The sequence below is a fragment of the Ornithinibacter aureus genome (assembly GCF_009858245.1).
In the GTDB taxonomy this organism is placed as follows: domain Bacteria; phylum Actinomycetota; class Actinomycetes; order Actinomycetales; family Dermatophilaceae; genus Fodinibacter; species Fodinibacter aureus.
Map to the genome: position 1 here is coordinate 1,706,522 of NZ_VMSB01000001.1, position 22,003 is coordinate 1,728,524.

The following is a 22,003-nucleotide window of genomic DNA, read 5'->3' on the forward strand; positions in this document are numbered from 1 at the left end:
CCCCGCGCCTTGCAGGTGCGTGCCGCGGACCCGTTGTGCGGAGGGACCCGCTGTTGTCAGCGGTGCGCGGCGGCCCGGTGCGAGGCGACCTGCACGCACCGGGCCCCGCAGGTCGGGCACGTGGTCAGGTCGGCGATGGCCAGCCACCTCGTGATCGTGCTGTTCAGCCACAGTTCTCGGCCGTCGCCGATCACGAAGTCCGGGGTGGGGACCCTGCCGGTGCGCACCCACCGCAACGCTGCGGTGTCGCTGACCCCGGCCAGTGCGGCGATGCCGCGTGACCCGACCACCCCGTCGGGCAGCCGCGGGCCGGGCGGGCGGAACGGGCCGAAGGCGCGGGTCTCGCGAGAGACCACCACGCTCACAGTTCCGAACTCCTGCGCGATCGCCTCCAGGGTGCGGCCCTCCCGGCGTGCCGCGACCCACTGCTGCACCACCTCCGGCGCCGGGTACGGGCCAGCACCTTGGGTGCACCGGGAGACCAGCTGATGGGCCACGCCCTCACGGGCGGCGATGTCAGTCACCCGCTGCCCGCGCCGGCGCGCCTGCACCCACCGGTCGGTGCGCGCCCGCACGGTCGCGGCATCAGCCACGGTCCGGCCCCGCTGCTTCGACGCTGCCGGGAACGGTCCGTACGGGTCCGTCGCCGCCCGCACGGTTCGGGCGCTCACCCCGGCACCGGCGGCGATGAGCGGGACCGACTCGCCATCGCGTCGACGCGACAACCACTCCAGCGCTCCTACCGGGTCACCCACACCGCACACTCCAGCACGCGGGCACGACGTCGACAACTGGAAGCAGGCCCGCCGCCTGCGCCGGTGCGGCGCCGGCTCCTGCAGATCTCCGCCTAGGAATGGCGGGGGCCGCACCGCGTGGGGCCAGCCGAGACCCGGCGACGCGAGACGCCCCGGTAATCGGGCGCGAGCAGATCGGCTCGAGCAGCTCAACCCCGTGGTGTGCGGAACGGAGAGCTCACCGGCGGCAACGCACCGGGTTTATCCCCAGGTGGGGACACCGCGGCGGCGTTCTCCACAGGCCCCCACATGGGCTGCCCCGGCGGGGTTCCTCCGCGGAGGATGAGTGCATCCAGTTCGGTTGTCCATCAGGGGAGTTGAGCATCATGAGCACACGCAGCAGCAGGCGGGGCAGTACCGGTTTCGAGGTCGGGGGCACCTACCGGGTCCCTCCGGGGGCGCTGGTCATCGGCGCCAACGTCCGCAGTGACACCCACCCGGGAGCGAAGGAGTTCGCCGCGTCGATCAAGGCCCGCGGGGTGTTGGAGCCGATCACCGCGTGGGTCGACGACGACGGCCGCCTCGTGGTCTACCGGGGGCAGCGCCGAACCCTGGCCGCGGCATCGGTCGGAACCCCGGACGGGTTCGTCCCGGTTCATGTCGTCGCCCGCCCCGCGGAAGTGGACCGGGTCACCGACCAGCTCGTGGAGAACGTGCACCGGGCTGCGATGCGCGCCGCCGAGGAACGCGACGCGATCGAGCAGCTGTCCCTGCTCGGGGTGTCGGCCGCACAGATCACCAAGCGCACCTCCATCACCCGCACGACGGTGGACGCGGCCCTCACCGTGTCCGCCAGCCCAACGGCCCGGGAGCGGATGGACGCCGCCGGCATGACGCTGGAGGCGGCCGCGACGTTCGCCGAGTTCGAGGACGACCCGCACGCGATGCAGGCCCTGGAGCAGGCGCTGTCCTGGGGCCGGCCCCTGGAGCACACGGCCCAGCGGTTGCGCGACGCCCGCGCCGAGGAGACCGCCCTACGGGCGCACGCCCAGCTCCTGCGCGGGCAGGGGGTGCCCGTCCTGGACCCCCAGGACGTTCCCGACCGGGCATGGACCCTGCACCTGGACGCCCTGGTCACCGCCGACGGCGAGCCCGTCCCCGAGCACGACTGGCCCAGCGTGCCCGGTGCCGCGGTGGTCCTGCGGGCGCAGTGGGCCTACCCCGACGAACCCGACGACCCGGACACGACCAGCACTGACTGGGACGCGGAACCGGCCCTGCGGTTCGTGCAGGTGTGGATCTGCACCGACCCGCCGGCGGCCGGGCTGCGGTCGCGCTACGACAGCACCGGCCCGACCACCGCCAACACCAGCGCCACCGACGACGACGACGACGGGGCCAGCGATAGCGGGCGCAGCCGCCGGGAGGTCATCGCCAACAACGCCGCGTGGCGGTCTGCGCAGACGGTCCGCCGGGCATGGCTGGGACGCTTCATCACCCGGGCCAGCGTCCCGGCCGGGGCCGAGACGCTGATCTGCGAAGCGGTCCTGACCGGGCAGTACACCCTGTCCAAGGCGATGGGTGAGTCCCACCCGCTGCTGCGGACCCTGCTCGGACACGAGCAAAAGTCACCCGCCACTCCCCTGGCAACCCCGACCACGGCGAAGGCTGCGACGGTGCGCACCTTGGCCGCGGTCCTGGCGTCGTGGGAAGCCAGCACCGGGGTCCACACCTGGCGCCACCCCACCGCGTGGGACGTCCGGGTCATGGGCGTCATCACCGGGTGGGGGTACCAGCCCAGCGACGTCGAGCAGCTCCTCACCGCGACGGTCACGTCCGACACCGGCGCCGACGACAGCGACGCCGCCTGAGCCCCACGAACCGCCCGGGAGGGGCAGCCCCCTCCCCCGCTTCCCCTCCCGGGCCCCCACCCACAACCCATTGACGAGCAAGGAGACCCAGACCATGAGCCACCACATCGACAAGCACGGCGAGCGGGCCGCCGCGATCTTCGCCCGCACCGACCCCTGGCACCGCCTGGGGGTGACCGTCGCCGGTCGGGCCTTCAGCGCCCAGGAGGCGATGACCCTGGGACGGTTGGGCGGGTGGGACGTGCGCAAGGTTCCGCTGACCGCCCACGAGCTCACCAGCGACGGTGTCACCGCCCTGGACGTTCCCGGGTACGCGACCGTGCGGACCAACCCGTTCACCGGGCACCCGCAAGCCCTGGGCGTCGTCGGCGGCGGGTACCAGCCCATCCAGAACGAGGAGCATTGCGAGTTCCTCAACCACCTGGCCGACGCCTCCGGGGCCGTGTTCGACACCGCCGGCTCCCTGCGCGGCGGGCGTCAGGTGTTCGTCACCATGACCATGCCCGAGCACCTCCTCGTCGGCGGGATCGACCGGCTCGACCTCAACATCGCCGCCCTGAACAGCCACGACGGCTCCAGCGCGTTCCGGCTGCTGCTGACCCCGGTACGGGTCGTGTGCGCCAACACCCAGGCCGCGGCCCTGCGCAACCACGCCGCCACCGTCAGCATCCGGCACACCAGGGGCGCACGGTCAGCCGTCACCGCCGCCCGCGACGCCCTCGGCCTGACCTTCGCCTACGCGGCCGAGTTCCAGACCCAGGCCGACCAGCTCATCGAGCAGGACCTGACCGACGCCGCGTTCGCCGACCTCGTGAGGGCCACGTTCCGCACCCCACCCCGGGACTCACCAGGGCGAGCCCGTGACCTCGCGCGCCGACGCTGGCAGACCCTGTCCCAGCTCTTCCACGACGCCGACACCCAAGACGGGATACGCGGCACCGCCTGGGCCGGGTACCAGGCCGTCGTGGAGTATGTCGACCACTACGCCCCGGTCCGCACCACCACGTCCGACGTCGCCACCGCCCGCGCCACCCGGCTGCTCACCAGCGCGACACCGACGCGGATTAAGCACACCGCGTGGGCGACTCTCACCGGCACCCATCCACCGAACCGTTGACCCACTGATACCGAGGACACCCAGGACCCGGTACGAGAGCGCTGACTCCGTGCCGGGTCCTGTCACGTGTCACCCGCGTCGGCGTCGGCGTCGGGCTGCTGTTTGTCGGCGCCCTTGGCCAGTCGCCGCAGCCGGGCAGCATCGGCGACCGTGACCGTGCCGGCGCACCACCGCACGGCCTCCCCAACACTGAGACCCTCGGCCTCGACCAGCTCCGTCAGCGCCTGCCCGGCGCGCTGCTCACACTGCGCGACCCAGGCGGCGCGTTCCTGCAGCGCGAGCGCGACCTGAACACCCAGGGCGCTGCACCGGTCGTCCTTGGCCTTGCGCTCGGCCCGCCAGGTGCTCTGCCCGTCCAGCGCCGTGCGCCTCGCCCGGTTCCAGTCCTGTCGTCGGCTCACCCGAACCACCCTCTTCCCGGCTCCACTGTGGAAAGTGCCTTCTACTCCCTACGCACGTCGCGGGCCGCTTGGGGGCCACCTTCGCCGAACTTTCTCAGCCACGGTTCCCGGTGACGCCCTCCGCGACGGCTCTCCGACCACCCGAGACACCCCCGCCCCGCCGACTCCCGATGTCGAGCACACCCCTACCGCGCGACGCGAAAGTTCCTCCCCGACGCCGCGACCCCGCCGACGACCCCCGAAACGAAAATGCTCGTCAACTGCACACCTCATGCATCCAGGTAGTTGCAAGCCGCAACTAGTTGGCCCCCAAGGGCCTCCCCGCGTGCGTAGGGGTATATGACGATGAGCCTGCACAAGCTCACCGCCGGGACCGGGTACACGTACCTGACCCGGCAGGTGGCGGCTGCGGACCGCACCGGCGGGGCGCGGACCCCGCTGGCGACGTACTACACCGAAAAGGGCGAAACCCCGGGCCAGTGGGTCGGGTCCGGGGTGGCCGGGATCGATGGCCTGGCGGTCGGGGACGAGGTCACCGCGTCGCAGATGCAGGCCCTGTTCGGTAGCGGCCTGCACCCGCTGGCGCAGCAGCGGCGGGAACGCCTCGAAGGCCCGGACCTGACCGACGCGGACTACCGCGCGGTGACCCGTCTCGGGATGCCGTACAAGGTGTACGACGCGGACGTCACCGCGTTTCAAGTTGAAGTCGCGAAGCGCATCGAGGACCACGCCGCCTCCCTGGGGCACCCGCGCGACTACCCGGTTCCATCGCAGGACCGGGCGAGGATCCGCACCCAGGTCGCGCTGGAGTTCTTCCGCGACGAACACCACCGGGACCCGGTCGACGCCCGCGAGCTGGCCGGGACCATCGCCAAACACTCCCGGCCGCGCACGACCGCAGTCGGCGGGTACGACCTGACCTTCTCCCCCGTCAAATCCGTGAGCGCTCTGTGGGCGGTCGCACCCCCGGACATCGCGGCGCAGGTAGAGCTCGCCCACCACGACGCCGTCGCTGACGCACTGGGGTTCATCGAGGCGCATGCGCTGTACACGAGGGAGGGCGCCAACGGGGTCCGTCAGGTCGACGTCACCGGACTGGTCGCCACCGCGTTCACGCACCGCGACTCCCGCGCCGGCGACCCCGACCTGCACACCCACGTCGCCGTGGCGAACAAGGTGCAAACGCTGACCGGGAAGTGGCTCTCGGTCGATGGGCGGATCCTGTTCAAGGCCAACGTGACCGCCTCCGAAACGTACAACACGTCCCTGGAGAAACACCTGCGGACCCGCCTCGGCCTGGTCTTCGATGAGCGTCCCGGCACTGACCGGGGCAAACGCCCAGTGCGAGAGGTCGTCGGGGTCGACCCCCGGTTGAACGAGCGCTGGTCCACCCGCCGAGCCGCGATCGAGGCCCGCCGCGCCGTGCTCGCGGCGGCATTCCAGGCCGACCACGGCCGCCCACCGACGGTGGTCGAGTCCATCCAGCTCGCCCAGCAGGCCACCCTGGAAACCCGTGAGGCCAAGCACGAACCCCGCACCCTGACCGAGCAACGGCAGGCATGGGCTGAGCAAGCCGAAGAGGTTCTGAGCGGCCCTCAAGGGGTCACCGCCATGGTCACCGCGGCGCTCACGGCCGGGCGCCTCGCGGGCCTGGTGACCAGTGACTCGGTGACCGTGGATGCGGCCTGGGTCCGCACCACCGCGGTGCAGGTCCGCGACGAGGTCCAGGCCCGCCGCGCCACCTGGCAGCTGTGGCACCTGCGCGCCGAAGCCCACCGCCAGGTCCGCGCCGCGAACCTGCCCTCCGACCACGTCGAGACCGTCGTCGACCTCGTCACCCACGAGGCCGCAACCGTGGCGTCAGTGCGCCTGACCCACACCAGCGACGGCATCGACGAACCCCAGGAGCTGCGCCGAACCGACGGCTCCAGCGTGTACGAGGTCGCCGGGTCCACCCTGTTCACCAGCACGCATATCCTCACCGCCGAGGCCCGCCTCCTGGCCACCGCGGGCAAGGCGGACCGCCACCCAGCCAGCCACGAGTCGGTGGCGGTGACCCTGCTCGAGCAGGCCGCCAACGGCGTCACCCTCAACACCGGACAAGCCGCCCTGGTGCGTGGCATGGCCACCTCCGGTGCCCGCCTCCAGCTCGCCATCGCGCCCGCCGGCGCCGGGAAGACCACCGCCATGCGCGCCCTCGCACGAGCGTGGGTCGAGGACGGCGGCACAGTCCTCGGGCTCGCCCCGTCCGCCGCCGCCGCCACCGTCCTGCGTGAGCAGATCGGCGCGACCACCGACACCCTGGCCAAGCTCACCTGGTCCCTGGAACACGACGACCTCCAGGACTGGGCGACCGACATCGGGCCGGCCACGCTGGTCGTGATCGACGAGGCCGGGATGGCCGACACCCTCACCCTGGACACCGCTGTGCAGTTCGTGACCGCCCGCGGCGGTCAGGTCCGCCTCATCGGCGACACCCAGCAGCTCGCCGCGATCGGCGCCGGCGGTGTCCTCCGCGACATCGCCGCCACCCACGGCGCCCTGCACCTGTCCGAGCTGATGCGGTTCACCGACCCTGCCGAAGGCGCCGCCTCCCTCGCCCTGCGCGACGGCCGCACCGAGGCGCTCGGGTTCTACCTCGACCACGGACGGGTCCACGTCGGCGACCTGGCCACGCTCACCCAGGACGTGTTCACCGCCTGGGCCCACGACCGCAACCACGGCCTGGACGCGATCATGCTCGCCCCCACCAGGGACCTCGTCTCCGAGCTCAACCAACGCGCCCAAACCCACCGCATGACCCGCCAACACCCGGGGATCTTCGGCGCCGAGTCAGGGACCGGTGCACGGCTCGCGGATGGGAACGCCGCGTTTGTCGGGGACACGGTCGTCACCCGGGCCAACGACCGCCGGCTGCGCCTGACCCTGCACGACTGGGTCAAGAACGGCGACCGCTGGACCGTCCAGGACGCCGGCCGCGACGGGTCGTTGGCGGTCGAGCACGTCCGCACCGGGCGGTACCTGACCCTGCCGGCGGAGTACGTCACCGCGTCCGTCGAGCTCGGGTACGCCACCACCATCCACGGCGCCCAAGGCATCTCCGTGGACACCATGCACGGCCTGGCCACCGGCACTGAGACCCGCCAGCAGCTATACACGATGCTCACCCGCGGCGCGGTCGCCAACCACGTCTACCTCCAGGTCGTCGGCGACGGCGACCCGCACACGGTCATCCGGCCCGAGAACGTCCACCCCCCGACGGCGACCGACCTCCTCGAGAACATCCTCGCCCGCGACGACGCCCCCGTCTCCGCGACCAGCACGCAGCGTGAACACGCCTCCCCGCAGGCCCGGCTCGGCGATGCCGCCGCCCGCTACCTCGATGCCCTTCACGTGGCCGCCGAGCACCACCTGGGCCCCGCCGCGACGTCCGCACTCGAGGCCGGTGCCGAGCGGGTCGTGCCGGGTATCGGTGAGGATCCCGCGTGGCCGGCCTTGCGGGCTCATCTGGTCCTGCTGGGCGCCACCGGCACCGACCCCCTCACCGCGCTCCAGTGCGCGGCTACGTCTCGCGAGCTCGGCACCGCCGGCGACCGCGCCGCGGTCCTGGACTGGCGCCTGGACGACACCGGTCTGCGCAACGCCAGCGCCGGACCCCTGCCGTGGCTGCCCGGCATCCCCCAGGCCCTGCGCGAGAACATGCACTGGGGGCCGTACCTGACAGCTAGGGCGGCCCTCGTCACCACGCTCACCGACCAGATCCGTGACACCGTCTCAGCCGACGAGTCCACCCCCTCCTGGTGTCCGTCCGGGCAGGCCCGGCCCTCCCCCGACCTGCTCGGCGACCTCGCCGTATGGCGGGCCGCGAACACCGTCCCCGACAGCGACCACCGCCCCACCGGACCCAAGCAGCTCGCCAAGGCCCCGACCCTGTGGCAGCGCAGCCTCGAGCACCGCCTGGGCGCCGCCCACACCCCCGCGCTGGCCGAGTGGAACCGCCTGCTGCACACCCTCGCCCCGGACACCCGCCGGGACGAATTCACCCCGCAGCTAGCAGCGCGACTCGCCGCGGTCGGGCGCGCCGGGATCGACGCGCATGCACTGCTCCGCACCACCCTGGCGGCGCCGCTACCGGACGACCACGCGGCATCCGCCCTGTGGTGGCGGATCAGCCGCCACCTCGCGCCCGCCTTCGCCACCCAAGCCGACAACGACCACCACCGGCTCTCCCCCGTGTGGGTCGACCACCTCACCGACTCCGTCGGCGAGGACCGCTCCGCGGCGATGCAAACCAGCGCGTGGTGGCCCGCCCTGGTCACCGTGGTCGACCACGCACTCGCCCGCGGCCAGACCCTCGACGCCCTGCTGTCCATTGCCGGCAACCGCGACCCCCAGGTCGACCTCGACGACGCCCAAGCAATGGTCTGGCGGGTCAGCCTGCTCACCGACCCCACACCCGGTGACGACACGGCCCCTCCCCCGCCGGAGGACCACGACGAGGACCTCGAGTGGCTCCCGCCCAGCACGCCCGGCATCGAAGGCACCTCGGCCGCGAGCCTCAGCCCGGTCAACATCGACCACGCGGCCAGCACGCTCGACGACGTGTACACCGCCCTGAACGCCGCATCCCTCGGCCGAGCCGGCATGGGCGTCCTCGAACCCACCCCGGCCGAGATCGAGGTGATGGTCGCCCACGCCGCCGAATGGGACGACGCGCCGTTCACCCCACAGCGTGCCGCCCACATCAACGACATGGCTCGAAGCTTCTACGCCGAGCGCCTGGACACGGCCTGGGCCGGCCCCTACCTGCGCGACCGGCTCCGCACCGACCAGACCCCACCCGGGGCCGGGTACGCCCCACCCGGGTGGACCCACCTCGTCACCCACCTGCGAAACCGAGGCGTGAGCGATGACGAGATGCTCTCCGTCGGCCTGGTCACCCGCGCACGCACCGGGAGGCTCATCGACCGGTTCCGAGACCGCCTCGTCCTGCCCATCACCGCCGACGACACCATCCTCGGGTTCGTCGCCCGCCGCCACCCCGACGCGGGCGACGAGCACGGGCCGAAATACCTCAACACCCCCACCACACCCCTGTTCCACAAAGGCGAGGTGCTCTACGGGGTCGACCCGCAACTGGTCGAAGGTGGCGCCGTTCCCGTCCTCGTAGAAGGCCCCCTCGACGCCCTCGCCATCACCTCGGCAGGCGCCGGCAGGTTCGTCGGAGTCGCTCCCCTCGGCACCTCCCTCACCCAGACCCAAGCCAGGCTCCTCGCCACCCTCCACCCGGAGCCGATCGTCGCCACCGACGCCGACACCGCCGGCCGCGCCGCCGCCGAACGCGCCTACTGGCTGCTGACCCAACACGCAGTCATGCCGCGCACGCTGGCGCTGCCAGATGGGTACGACCCCGCCGGCCTCCTCAGCAGCAACGGCCACGCAGCGCTCACCGCGGCCCTGACGGGCGCTCATCCCCTTGCGCAGAACCTCATATCTGAGCGACTAGCTCAGCTACCTTGCCAAGCGCCCCTCCGGTCAGTGGCCACGATCATCGCCGCAGACACCCCGGACCTCTGGCTCCACCGGGGCAGACAGATTGCCGACGCTGTACGGCACGACATCGACGAGGTGATGAGCGCGATCGCTGAGGCCGCCGCGAGCTGGAACAAGGCTCCGTCCCACTACGCAACTACGGCCGCGGCCGCGGCCGCGGCCCGCGGTTCGGGGGCCCGGGTTCAACGTCCCCTGGACTCTGTCACGCCCAATCCGATCGGGCTACATGCGGCCGCTTCTCGAGAGTCAAGTCGAGAGCGCCAGGCGCACCACGTCGTCCGAGACACCCGGGTGGGGCGCAACGTGAGACCGATTCGATAGTGGCGTCCACCCGATGTCCATGAAAGTCCAAGCACAGCCACTCTCCTCGCGTGCGCGATGTCTCGCCCAGGTGGATGCGGACACGGTCGCCAACCTTCGCGGTGGCTGTCGGGACCGCGGCCGCCAACGTCGTCACCGGCCTCCGGCGCTTGTGTGCGGTCGTCCCGAGTTTCTCCCCCGGGATGAACTCCCGGGCCACGGCGTACTTGTCGGCGGGCCTCGAGATGGTCACCTGACCCGACTCGTGCCACTGGATGGGTGAAGCTCGGCGCTGACGGCAAAGGTGCTGGTCAGGGCCTCGGTCGTGGCCGGGATGACACACCCCGGGGTCGGTAGTGTCGGGCTCGTGGTGTTCGTGCGGAAGTCCCCGGGTCGCACTGGGAGCACCAAGGTTCAGATCGCGGAGCGTCGCGCTGGCCGCGATGTCGTCCTCGAGCACGTAGGCACCGCGCGCAGCGAGGGCGAGTTGGCGGTGCTAATGGCTGAGGCCCGTCGACGACTGCGGCCCGGTCAGGACGCGTTCGACCTGGACGGGGTGGGCCTGGAGCAGGAGGGCCTGCCGCAGCGGCCTGGAGTGATCACGGGCAAGCGGTCCGCGGTGCTCTGGCAGGTCCTGTCGAGCGTGTACGCCCGGCTGGGGTTCGACGTGGTGGGCGACGAGGCGTTCGAGCAGCTGGTGTTGGCCCGGATCGTGGAGCCGACGAGCAAGGCAGATTCGCTGCGGGTGCTCGCCGAGCTGGGGGTGGGGCACGGGTCGCTGCGCACGATGTTCCGCTGCCTGGCCCGCGCCCAGGAGCGCGGCTACCGCGACACGGTCGCGTCGGCGTGCTTCGAGCACGCCTCCACCAGCGGGGATGTCTCCCTGTGCTTGTACGACGTGACCACGTTGTACTTCGAGGCCGAGCACGAGGACGAGCTGCGCAAGGTCGGCTACTCCAAGGAACGCCGTGTGGACCCGCAGATCATTGTCGGGCTGCTGGTGGACCGGGCCGGTTTCCCGTTGGAGATCGGCTGCTGGGAGGGCAACAAGGCCGAGACGACCACGATGCTCCCGATCATCCGCCAGTTCCAGAAGCGGCACAGCATCGAGGCCATGGTCGTGGTCGCTGATGCGGGGATGCTGTCCGCGGGCAACCTCAAGGACCTGCACGAGGCCGGGTTGCGGTTCATCGTCGGCTCCAGGGTCACCAAGGCCCCGGCCGACCTGGCGTCGCACTTCCGTTGGCACGGGGACGCGTTCACCGACGGGCAGGTCATCGACACCATCACCCCGAGGGTGGCCACCACCGCGGCCCGCGGGGTCAACGACGACAAGAAGCGGGCGGAGCCGGTGTGGGACCCGGGCGTGCACGAGCGGTCGTGGCGGGCGGTGTGGGCGTACTCGGCCAAACGTGCTGCCCGCGACGCCAAGACATTGACGTTGCAGGAGAACCGCGCCAAGGCCGTGATCGCCGGGGAGAAGGCTGCCCGCACCCCGCGGTTCGTGACCGTCAAGAACGGCTCACGCAGCCTGGACGAGACCTCGCTGGCGCGGGCGCGTCGGGTGGTCGGGCTCAAGGGGTACGTCACGAACATCCCCGCGACGGTGATGCCCGCCGGTGAAGTCATCGCCAGCTACCACGAGCTGTGGCACGTCGAAGCGTCGTTTCGGATGAGCAAGAGCGACCTACGAGCCCGGCCGATCTTCCACCACACCCGCGACGCGATCGAGGCCCACCTGACGATCGTGTTCGCCGCGTTGGCCGTCGCCCGCTACCTGCAGGACGCCACGGGGATGAGCATCAAGAAGATCGTCAACACGCTGCGGCCGCTGCAGCAAGTCACCGTCCGCATCGCCGGCCACGAACACCTCGCTCAAGACCCCCTCACCCCCGCGGCGGAATCGATCCTCGACGACCTCGGCTCGCCCACTCAGTGACACACCCCGGTGGCACGAGTCGGGCCTGGGGCGCGCAGAGCTGGCGCACCGCGGTGGCCCGGTAGAGGGCCTCGTCCTGCGTGGCCCCTGAGACGGCGGCGCGGTACCAGCCTGAGGTGCGGGTGCTCAGACCCGACAACCCGGTCGAGAGCTCGTCTTCGACCGCAAGTGCCTTCGAGGCTTGCCGGTCGAGGGCACCGGGCGCAGGCCCACCGACAGCACACACACGTGGCGCTGGATGTCGACGCCGTTCGGCTCGACAGCCTTCTCCAAGAGGCCTCCCGCAGGATCATGGGCGACCCAGTGGTCACGGCGAATCGGAACGAGGGCGTAGGTGATGTGCTGTCTCAAGGCGTCGTGGAATTCTGGGACTGTCTCCCACTTGCCTGCCTTCCACACCTGCCAGATCGGCTTCCTCTGGAACTTCAGCCGACCCAGGAACATGCCCGTTGCGCCGTCGAGTGGCAAGCCCCCCGCAGGCAGACCCGCAATCTCCACCTCGATGATCGACTGCGTGGTTGATGAGTAGCGGTGTAGGCCGGCCTCGAAGGCGTCTCGTTCCGCCTCGAAGTTGAAGAACGCGTTCAAGGCGCGCAGGACGCTCGACTTGCCGGCGCCGTTCTGTCCAACGAGTGCAACCGTGTCGCCCAACTCGATCTCGGACGAGCCGATGGCGCGAAACTTCTCGATCTTCAGCCGGGTAACGCGTGCCTTTCCGGACTCCTGAGCGGTGGTGGTCAACCGGCCACCAACTGGAGCAGGGTGTCGTAGTCCTTCACGACGTCGTACTTCACGCCTTCGTGCTCGGCCTTCTCGTTGAGGGACGCAAAGAACTTGCGGGCGCACTCGATCTTGGCGTTCTCGACGCCCTTGAGCTGGAGGGTGGACATTGAGCCCTTGGTCTCGGCGACGAAGTAGACGTGCTTGATCTTCGTGGTGTCGTCGCGGAAGGCGATGGCCCAGTCGGGGTTGTAGTCGCCGACGGGCGTCGGAATGAAGAACCCGCGGGGGAGCTTCGTGTAGACGACGACCTCGTCGCTGACGTCGAGCTTCTCGACGAACGACCGCTCGACCTTGGAGTCGGTGACGACGTACTCGTAGACGCTCTTCTTCAGCTTGTCGCCGGCCTTGGAGAGGTCTTGGGCGGTCTGGTTCTCGGTAAAGATCGAGGAGTCGTAGCGGTTGTCGAGCGGGTCGTAGGTCAGGTGCTCGACGATGACGGTGGCCTTCTGCTCGTTGATGAGTCGGGCGGCCTCGGTGATGAACTGCTCGGGGTTCTGCTTGAACTTCGCGAAGGTGCCCGGGTTGATACCGGTGAAGATCGCCGCGCAGGTGCGGCGGGTGAGCTGGGTCTTCTCGGCGATCTCTCCGAGCAAGTCGTACTTCACCGTGGAACCCGCGGAGACGGCCGAGTGCTCGACCTTCGTCTCTGACACCTTGAAGCCGGTGCCCGCTTCGAGCTGCTCGACTTCGAGCCCGACGACCTGCTTGCCGGCTTCGACGAGGTACTGCATGACTGTCACGTTGAGCGACTTGTCGAGGGTGCGGATGCAGTGCCTGATGAGTTCGGCGGAGTCGAACTCGACCTGGTAGACGGCCTTGTGGTTGATGCGTCCCCACAGCTCCTGGAACTCGCGCTTCTTGAAGTTGGTCTCGTTGAACGGGATCTTCTTCGGCTTGCGGCCGTCGGTCGGCTTGGGTACGTCGAGGTAGAGCGCATCGACCAGCGGCCACACGAAGTCGATTATCGGCTTGAGCGCCTCCGCGGTGGGCGCGGCGAGCGTTCCTTCGGCGCGGGCGTCCTTGTACGCCTGCGTCACCAAGCCGTCGTCGTCGATGTAGTCGTGACGGATCAGGTGGTTGTACAGAGCCTGGGCGAGTGCCTTCTCCAGCACGCTGGTCGAGCCGTCTTCACGCTTGATCTGCTTGCCGGTGAAGTAGTCGACGCTCGCCTTGCGTGGGCGGGCCGACAGCGACTCGATGATCTCCTTCTGCAGGGCGGTGACGAAGTCGGTGTACGACTCGTCGGTCACGACGGTCAGCTCGTTGATGTCGTGGACGGTGACGGGGTTGTCCATCCGCTCCCCGTGCTGGTCGACCGACAGACGCAGGCCGCGGCCGATCTCCTGCCGCCTCGTGGTGGTGTTGTCGCTCTTCTTGAGCATGCCCATGACGAACACGTTCGGGTTGTCCCAGCCCTCGCGCAGCGCCGAGTGCGACCAGATGAACCGTACCGGCTCCTCGAACGACAGCAGCCTTTCTTTGTCCTTCAGGATCAGGTCGTAGGCATCGACGTCGTCCGACTGGCCCGCGAAGTCACCGCGCGCGGCGATCTTGCCGTCGACCGAGCGGCCGGTCCTCTTGTCGATCGAGAAGTAGCCCTCGTGGGTCGACCGGACCGGGATCGCCTCGACGTGCTGGCGATACCGCTCGGCCGCCTCGTCGAGGTCCAGCTGGCCGAGATAGTCGGCAAGCACCGCCTCGTACTCCTCCTCGAACACCCGGGCGTACTCGCCGAGAGTGTCCTCGCGGTCGTAGTCGCGGTACCTGGCGACCTCATCGATGAAGAACAGCGACAGTACCTTGATGCCCTGCGCGAAGAGCTCGCGCTCCTTGTCGAGGTGGGCGCGGATGACCTCACGGATCTGGATGCGCCGCTTCTGTTCCTCGGCCACGTCCTCGGTCACCTCGCCAGCGCCCATGATGTCGCCGTTGCTCAGCTCGATGATGTCGCGGTTCGCGTCGACGTCTCGGATGAACAGGCCCTTGTAGGCCTCGATGCCGCCGGAGATGTCGTGCAGGTTCATGCCCTGGCTGAGGCGCTTGACCTGCCGCCTGATGCCTTGCGCGGTCTGTACCTCCAGCTCGACGCGCGCCTTCGGGAAGTCCGTTCCCTTACCGATCTCCAGGCCGTCCACGTAGAGGTAGGCGGTGCTGCCAGCCAGGTGCTTGACGGTGATGCCGCGCACGGCGATCTTCTTGACGAGCTTCTGGTTGTAGGCGTCGACTGCGTCGAGTCGGTGCACCTTGGTTCGCTCGATCTTGTGGGTCGCCGAGTAGCGCAGCGCGAACAGGGCATTGAACAGCCCGAGCGCCTCCAACGACTTGGACGGCTTCTTCGCGTCGCCCTCGATCTTCTGTGGTTCGTCGATGATCAGGATCGGCCGATTCGCCGCGATCACGTCGATCGGCTTGCGAGACTGGAAGTCGTCAAGCACCTCGTAGATGCGGCGGGCATCCTTGCCGGTGGCGTTGAACGCCTGGATGTTGATGATCATCACCTGCACGCCGGAATCGGAGGAGAACCGCTCCACCTCGTGCAGCCGCGAGGAGCTGTAGATGAACGTTCGCGGCTTGGTGCCGTAGAGCTGCTGGAAGTGCTCGGCAGTGATGTCGAACGACTTCTGCACTCCCTCGCGGATCGCGATCGACGGCACGACCACGATGTACTTCGACCACCCGTACCGCTTGTGCAGTTCCATGATCGTCTTGATGTACACGTAGGTCTTACCTGTGCCGGTCTCCATCTCGATGTCCAGATTGAGAGGCGCCGCGGTCTTCTTGACGGGGTCCTTCAGGTCCTTCGACGGCTCCAACCCGCGTCCCTGCTGCACGCGGTGCACGTTCGTCAGGACCTGTGGTGGCGTCAGTGCGACCTCTGCATTGCGCAGTCCCGCGCCCTCCAGAAGCGTCAGCGCAGAATTCCCGCCCGGGTCGATGCGGTACTTCACCCCGTCGGCATAAGGCTGCCCGGCGAACACCTCGACCACAGCATCGACGGCCGCGGTCTGATACTGCTGGACCTTGAACTGGAGTTTCATGGGGTCAGATCGCCCTTACCTCAGTCTCGGGGGAAACCTCGCGGAAGATCTGCTCGGCGTTGATCCGCGCGGCGTCCGTGGCGAAGCCCGCGTCAAGGAAGACAGCGCGGAGCGGCCGCCGATTGGCAATCTCCCGCACGACGGCCTCGGTGACCTCGTCTGCAAAGCACGCAATAAGAGCGCCATCGGCGACCGACAGCACTCGTCGTGCAGCAATGTCCTCGACCACGATCGGCTCGGCCAGATCGAGGCCCCAGTCGAGTAGTACTTGGAAGAGGAGGTCCTCGTCGGTCCGGTCCGGCTTCACGCTGTCGGTGAGCTCGTCGAGGGATGCCTGGGCGAGGTCATCGGGCGAACGAAGCACCGAGAGCGCGCTCTCGGAGTCGGCACGCAGGTAACGGAACCCGCGATCCTGATTCTCTTCGAGGTCGATTGTCCCGTTATGGAGCGCCGCGGCGGCCCTCCGGACTCGCTCGGCGCAGAGCGCGGCGATCGAGCTCAGTCCAAGTGACGCGGCCGCCGAGCCAGGCTCGAGTGGCTCGGCCAGCTGGACCGCAATGAAGCGCCACTTCGTCGGATGGGTGGCGTTCCATCGAAGGACCGCGTCCGCTGAGGTTCCTGAGCCGGCGAAGAAGTCAAGAAGGATGTCGTCCTCACCTGCGGGTATTAGTTCAAGGATCTTGGCGATTAACTTGGTCGGCTTTGGCGCCGAGAACACGACTTCACCGCCGAATAGATCTTTGATCTCCTTCGTCGCCCCACGGTTCTCGCCCGCCTCCTCGTGGGGCCACCAGGTCCAAGGGATCATGCCCTCCTCGCGCTCGGACCAGAACTTCTTCCTCTGAGCCATGCCATCGCCGTCCTTGCCGAAGTAGATCCGGCCGTCAGCGAGCAGCTCCTCGAACTTCTCCTTCGTCGTGCTCCAATGCCGCCCGGAGGGCGGCATGAGCACACGACCACTTGGAGTCGTGATCGGGTATGTCAGGTTGGGGCGCAAGTTCGGTGCATGGAAGGGCACCGCAAGCCAGTCACCCCGCGGATCCCCATCACGGTTGGTGTACGTTGCACGCTGCTTTGCGTCAGTACCGACGCGATTGAAGCGCCCGACCGTGAAGTCACGCGCGTAGCAGAGCACATACTCATGCGCAGTCGAGACGAGCGTTGCGTCATTCCTGCGCGTGAGCGTCTTCTGCCAAGCGAACGTAGCTACGTAGTTCGACGACCCGAGCACTTCGTCACAGACCCTCTTGAGGTTCGCATACTCGTGGTCATCGATAGATATGAACATGAACCCGTCTGGCCGAAGCAACGCCTTGGCGAGTCGAATTCGGGGATAAATCATACTGAGCCAGTCGGAGTGGAAGCGGCCGTTGGCTTCGGTGTTCGCGACGAGGCGGTCTCCCATCTCCGACTTCTGGCCCGAGCGTGCGAGATAGTCGGCCCTCGACTCGGCGAAGTCGTCCTCGTAGACGAAGTCGTTGCCGGTGTTGTAGGGCGGGTCGATGTAGATCAGCCTGACCTTGCCGAGGTAGGACTCCTGGAGCAGCTTGAGTGCCTCAAGGTTGTCGCCCTCGATGAAGAGGTTCTTCGTCGAGTTGAAGTCGACCGATTCCTCGCGCACCGGGCGCAGCGTTTTGGCGATGGGGGCGTTGGCGGCGAACGCGGCTGCGCGCTTGCCGGGCCAGTCGAGCTGGTAGCGCTCCTGCTGCCCCTCAACGAGGTGGTCGGAGAGCTCTTGGCGGAGCGCGTCGAAGTCTATTGCGCGGACTGGGTTACCGTCTGCGTCGATGCTCTCGGTGACGACCGTGGGGAACAGCTCGGCGATGGCGTCGATGTTGCGCTGGGTGAGGTCCGGCGCGTGCATCTTGAGCTTGTCCACGGTCATTCCTTGTTGGTCGGTGCGGGGTCGGTCAACTCGGTGAGCACTTCGGCGTGTTCCTTAATCTGCTTGCGGAGTTCGAACTTGCGATTCAGTTGGGGTTCGGTGCGGAGCTTCTTCTCCAGCGCGGAGATCTCGCGGGTGAGCCCGCGGATGCGTCCCATTCTGTCGAGGGCGTCCGACAGTTCCTCGACGGGCCTGATGGGGTGGGGGAGCAGACGGCCGAGCAACTGGTCGTAGAGACCGTCCATATCAAGGGCGACGGGCAACGGGAGGCGCGGCCGATCCATGCTGATCCAGCCGGTGCGGAAGTAGTCGGTGCCCTTGGTCTTGCCGCCCGCACGCTTGTAGGCGGCGGCCATTGCCTGCTCGGCCCAGAGGCCGTCCTCGCGGTGCAGTTCGAAGATGATCGTGCTGGGGATGGTCTTGTCGATGGCGGCGAGCACCGAGTTGTCGAGGCTGGACCCTTTGAGGTCAAGCACGAAGACCTGTATCTCGGTAACGGCCTCGCCGGGAGCCAGACGGACCGACTCCTTCCCGAGCTTGTAGGCCCATCGGACACGCTGGACCTCGCCGACGAACCGCTGCTTGAGGGCAGTGCCCGCGCTGGCCTCGGCGTACAGGCGCTCCTTGGGGATGACCCGGTCGACCTTCGCGGTCTCGGGCCACTGGATCAGGTCAGCCATCTGTCGCCCCGGGCACGACGATGACGAGGAAGGCGATCAGCTCGAAGTCATCGAGCCCTTCGAAGTTCTGTTGCAGGGCGGTGGTCTTCGTGCCGGAGAAGAGACTGTCGATGTCGCGCTGCTCGGTGACGTCGATGAGGGAGCTGATGGCCTCGTTGAGCAGGTTGGAGTAGGCGCCCATCTCGGCGCCTTCGTTCGTGCGCTGGTTGAACACGTGGTAGGCGGCGGGGATCGGCTCGTGCGCGCCCTGGCAGCTCGCGCGGATCAGGTCGAGGAGCTGCTTGACCTCGGTGTGGTCGGTGACGACGGTGCCGTCGTCGCTGAGGTAGATCAGGTAGTGCGGGTGAAGGCGGTTGTGGCGGTTGATCTTCGCCTGCTCATCGACGCTGCGCAGCGCGAAGATCACGCCGGGGCGCAGCCCACGCTCGGGATCGGCAGGGACGGCCGCGTGGAGCCCTTTGGGTGAGGAAGCGAGGTCACCGTACTGCTCCATGTACTTGAGCAGGTCCATGCGGAAGTCGTTGAGCCCGAGGTCGGTGATCGAGACGCCTGTGCGGACGTCCTCGAGCTCGATCACCTCGTCTTGGAGGCGGCGGAGCTGCTCTTTGCGGAACTTGGTGTCGTTGGACTCTTGGGTGAGGAGGTTGTCATCGGCGGTGGCCGCGAGGTCGGCGATCACCATCCGGTTTTCGACTCGGTCCTTGAGGTTGATGTACTCATCAAGGCTAATGTCGGGCCAGAAGTTGACCATCTGGATCACGGAGTTCTTTGACCCGATGCGGTCGACTCGGCCGAAGCGCTGGATGATCCGGACCGGGTTCCAGTGGATGTCGTAGTTGACGACGTAGTCGCAGTCCTGAAGGTTCTGGCCCTCCGAAATGCAATCGGTGCCGATCAGCAGGTCGATCTCGCCGGGCTCGTCGGGGAAGACGACCGCCTTGTCCTTGGAGCCGGGGGAGAAGAACGTCAACAGCTTCTGGAAGTCGAAGCCGTCGCCCAGGGTCGTCTTGGGGCGAGTTGCGCCGGTGACGAGCCCGAGGTGGAGAGAGTTGTCGGCGTGGACGGTCTGCTCCAGATTGGTGTAGAGGTAGCGCGCGGTGTCGGCGAAGGCCGAGAAGAGCAGCACCTTCTTGTTGCCGCCGTTGAGCGGACTCGCGACTTTGCCCGTGATGACTTGTTGGAGCCGTTGGAGCTTGCGGTCGTTCTCTGGGGTGATGAGATCCATTGCCTCGACGAGCTCGCGGATGGTCTCGCGGTCGTGCCACAGGTCGTTGCGCCACGAGACGGTGTCCATGTCGTCGAGGTCGATCTGGTACCTCTTGCCGACTGATGGTGCGGTGGGCACCTCGAAGTCGTCGTCATCGGCCTCGATATCACCGAAGGCGGCGCCGAGGTCGGCGATCTTGGCATCCATGTCGTCCAGGTCTTGGAGCGCGTTGTCGATGGCGGCCTCGACCTTGCGAAGGGTGATGCGGAACGCCTCGACCGAGCTCTCCAGGCGTTTAAGGAGGTTGACCGTCATCAGGGTCTTGAGGCCCTGCTCTCGGCCGGTCATGCCGAGGTTGCCGCGGGCGGTGCCCCCTTGGATGGCGTACATGTCGACGTACTTCTGCATCTTGCTGGGGAAGACGTAGGACAGCGGGGTGTAGACGGCGAGGTTGAGGACCTGGAGCTGCTCGAATATCTCGTTGAACGTCGGCGCCTGCGGCAGGTCGGTGAGCGGCTCGCGGATCGACTCTGGCTGGAGTCGGCTGGGGAAGGCGCCGATGTCAGCGGTGTCGTAGAACGACTGGATGTGCTTGCGGGAGCGGGCGATGGTGACTGCGTCGAGCAGCTCGAAGAAGTCGAAGTCGAGCATGCGCAGGATCGTGTCCGTGGTGCGTTCCTCGGCGGGGAGCTCGGACCACTTCTTGAAGGCGACCTGGGCCTCGCGGAAGACCTGCTCGATCGACGTGTTGATGTCGAGCTTGGCCGCGAGTTGCTCCGACTCGCCTTCATAGGCGAGCTGGAGCTGGTTCTTCAGGTCGTTGAAGCGGTTGTTGACGGGCGTGGCCGACAGCATGAGGACCTTGGTCTTCACGCCGCTCTGGATGACCTTGCGCATGAGCCGCTGGTAGCGGCTCTCCCTGTCCTCGGAGTAGTCGGCGTTGCGGAAGTTGTGGGACTCGTCGATCACGACGAGGTTGAAGTTGCCCCAGTTCACCTTGCTCAGGTCGAGCTGACCGGAGTACCCCCTGTCACGGGACAGATCGGTGTGGGCGAGGACGTGGTAGCTGAAGCGGTCTGACGAGAACGGGTTGGTGACGTACGGGCTGTTGTAGGTGGTCCAGTTGTCTTCGAGCTTCTTGGGCGCGAGCACCAGGACCGACTTGTTGCGGCTCTCGTAGTACTTGATGACCGCGAGCGCGGTGAACGTCTTCCCGAGGCCGACGCTGTCGGCGAGGATGCAGCCGTTGTAGGTCTCCAGCTTGTTGATGATGCCGACCGCGGCGTCGCGCTGGAAGTTGTAGAGCTTCTTCCAGATCTCCGAGTCGCGCCACCCGGTCAGGTCGTCGGGCAGGACGTCCTCGCTGATGTCCTCGAGGAACTCCGAGAACAGGTTGTAGAGGATCAGGAAGTAAATCCGCTCGGGGCTGTTCTCGGCGTAGACGCTCGCGATGTGCTCGTAGACGAGCTGGGTGACGTCCTCGACCTGCTGAGGGCTGGACCAAATCTGATTGAAAGTTTGGAGGTAGGCAGACGCGAGCGGAGCTTCGTCGAGCTTGTTGACCAGGTTGGAGACCGCGTCGCCGCGTTCGTAGCCGAGGTCGGCTGACGTGAAGCCCTGGAGCGGCATGTAGGCGGCGCGGTCGTCGACGACGGCGAACTGCTGCATGGGCGCGCCGGTCTTGTTGGACTTGAAGGTGACTTTGCGCTTGATCCAGTCCGCACACTCCCGGGCAATCGCCCGCTGGGTCAGCTTGTTGCGCAGCCGGATCTCGAACTCGGAGCCGTACAGGCTCGACTCATGTTTGGTCCGCGGGATGTAGAACTCCCTACGCTCCCTCTTCACCTTGTCCGTTGCCTGGCTGGCCACGAACGTCGGAGCGGTGAAGATGAACTCCAGCTCCTCGACGCCTTCCAGCTCCTTGCGGAGCGCCTCGAAGGCGTAGATCGAGAAGGTTGAGGCGGCGATGCGGAGCTTGGAGCCGCGGGTGAGCGTGACCTTGAGGTCGTCGCCGAGAAGCTTGTTGAGGTTGTCGATGATCTCCATCAGCGGGCCTCCTTCGTGGAGGGCCTCGACGTCTCGTCTGCACCGCTGTTGCGCACCCAGTCGTCGACCTCAGTGACCTGGAACTTCCAGAGACGGCCGACGCGGTGGGCCGGCATGTCCTTCTTGGCGATCCAGGTATAGATGCTGTCCTTCGTGACACCCAGATGCGCGGCGATCACGTCGGCAGACACCCAGGGTTCGGTCACGCTGTGCACGTTAGTGCCAAGTCATATGGGCTATTGCCGGTTTCACCCGATCCTTGCGGGTTCAGGCCCTGGTCGCTCGACGATTGGGGCCAGACGAACCTCAACCCACCGAGGTTGACCGTCACCTCCGAAACCTTCCGTGACGCCCGTGGATCTACGCCCTGCCGACCATCGTGAGCTCGACGAGGAGATGCGCATGGCAATTGCCTCGTGGCGAGGCCCTGTGAAGGTGACGGTCCCACG

The 22,003-nt window shown here is 67.8% G+C and carries 13 protein-coding genes; 5 read left to right on the plus strand and 8 right to left on the minus strand.

All coding sequences use genetic code 11. The annotated features are described in order from the left end of the window. Positions 1 to 56 precede the first annotated feature (56 nt). The gene (locus C8E84_RS08085; protein ID WP_159901097.1) at positions 57 to 755 is read right to left on the minus strand and encodes a hypothetical protein; all 699 of its coding nucleotides are present in this window, start codon (positions 753 to 755) and stop codon (positions 57 to 59) included. A 365-nt stretch (positions 756 to 1,120) separates the two neighbouring features. On the opposite strand from C8E84_RS08085, the gene C8E84_RS08090 reads away from it, so the two are divergent. Then, positions 1,121 to 2,605, plus strand: a complete 1,485-nt coding sequence (locus C8E84_RS08090) for a ParB/RepB/Spo0J family partition protein (RefSeq protein ID WP_159901099.1) — start codon at positions 1,121 to 1,123, stop codon at positions 2,603 to 2,605. A 94-nt stretch (positions 2,606 to 2,699) separates the two neighbouring features. Further along, positions 2,700 to 3,722, plus strand: coding sequence for a DUF932 domain-containing protein (locus C8E84_RS08095; RefSeq protein ID WP_159901101.1), 1,023 nt, complete (start codon positions 2,700 to 2,702; stop codon positions 3,720 to 3,722). A gap of 62 nt (positions 3,723 to 3,784) precedes the next feature. Here C8E84_RS08095 and C8E84_RS08100 read toward each other — a convergent pair whose 3' ends face one another. After that, positions 3,785 to 4,123, minus strand: coding sequence for a hypothetical protein (locus C8E84_RS08100; RefSeq protein ID WP_159901103.1), 339 nt, complete (start codon positions 4,121 to 4,123; stop codon positions 3,785 to 3,787). 345 nt (positions 4,124 to 4,468) lie between these two features. On the opposite strand from C8E84_RS08100, the gene mobF reads away from it, so the two are divergent. The 3 genes from mobF (at position 4,469) to C8E84_RS08110 (ending at position 11,915) form a co-directional block, all read left to right on the plus strand. Then, the gene (gene mobF, locus C8E84_RS08105; RefSeq protein ID WP_246196847.1) at positions 4,469 to 9,997 is read left to right on the plus strand and encodes a MobF family relaxase; all 5,529 of its coding nucleotides are present in this window, start codon (positions 4,469 to 4,471) and stop codon (positions 9,995 to 9,997) included. Between the two features lie 101 nt (positions 9,998 to 10,098). After that, positions 10,099 to 10,233: a hypothetical protein gene (locus C8E84_RS18365; RefSeq protein ID WP_281348925.1), complete on the plus strand. Its 135-nt coding sequence runs from the start codon at positions 10,099 to 10,101 to the stop codon at positions 10,231 to 10,233. 110 nt (positions 10,234 to 10,343) lie between these two features. Next, positions 10,344 to 11,915: an IS1634 family transposase gene (locus tag C8E84_RS08110; protein ID WP_159901107.1), complete on the plus strand. Its 1,572-nt coding sequence runs from the start codon at positions 10,344 to 10,346 to the stop codon at positions 11,913 to 11,915. Positions 11,916 to 12,041: 126 nt separating this feature from the next. Here C8E84_RS08110 and C8E84_RS08115 read toward each other — a convergent pair whose 3' ends face one another. From C8E84_RS08115 to C8E84_RS08140, 6 genes are read right to left on the minus strand one after another with little or no spacing between them, the layout of a single operon-like run. Then, positions 12,042 to 12,656: an AAA family ATPase gene (locus C8E84_RS08115; protein WP_159901109.1), complete on the minus strand. Its 615-nt coding sequence runs from the start codon at positions 12,654 to 12,656 to the stop codon at positions 12,042 to 12,044. Further along, positions 12,653 to 15,736, minus strand: coding sequence for a type III restriction-modification system endonuclease (locus C8E84_RS08120; protein WP_159901111.1), 3,084 nt, complete (start codon positions 15,734 to 15,736; stop codon positions 12,653 to 12,655). Before C8E84_RS08120 ends, C8E84_RS08115 begins: the two co-directional genes overlap by 4 nt. 4 nt (positions 15,737 to 15,740) lie before the next feature. After that, entirely contained in the window at positions 15,741 to 17,615 is a 1,875-nt protein-coding gene (locus tag C8E84_RS08125) for a site-specific DNA-methyltransferase (protein WP_159901113.1), read from the minus strand. Positions 17,616 to 17,617: 2 nt separating this feature from the next. After that, the gene (locus tag C8E84_RS08130; RefSeq protein WP_159901115.1) at positions 17,618 to 18,301 is read right to left on the minus strand and encodes a DUF4391 domain-containing protein; all 684 of its coding nucleotides are present in this window, start codon (positions 18,299 to 18,301) and stop codon (positions 17,618 to 17,620) included. Beyond that, positions 18,294 to 21,554, minus strand: coding sequence for a helicase-related protein (locus tag C8E84_RS08135; protein ID WP_159901117.1), 3,261 nt, complete (start codon positions 21,552 to 21,554; stop codon positions 18,294 to 18,296). The genes C8E84_RS08130 and C8E84_RS08135 overlap by 8 nt, the downstream gene beginning before the upstream one ends. After that, the gene (locus C8E84_RS08140) at positions 21,554 to 21,760 is read right to left on the minus strand and encodes a helix-turn-helix domain-containing protein (protein ID WP_159901119.1); all 207 of its coding nucleotides are present in this window, start codon (positions 21,758 to 21,760) and stop codon (positions 21,554 to 21,556) included. The genes C8E84_RS08135 and C8E84_RS08140 overlap by 1 nt, the downstream gene beginning before the upstream one ends. Positions 21,761 to 22,003 lie beyond the last annotated feature (243 nt).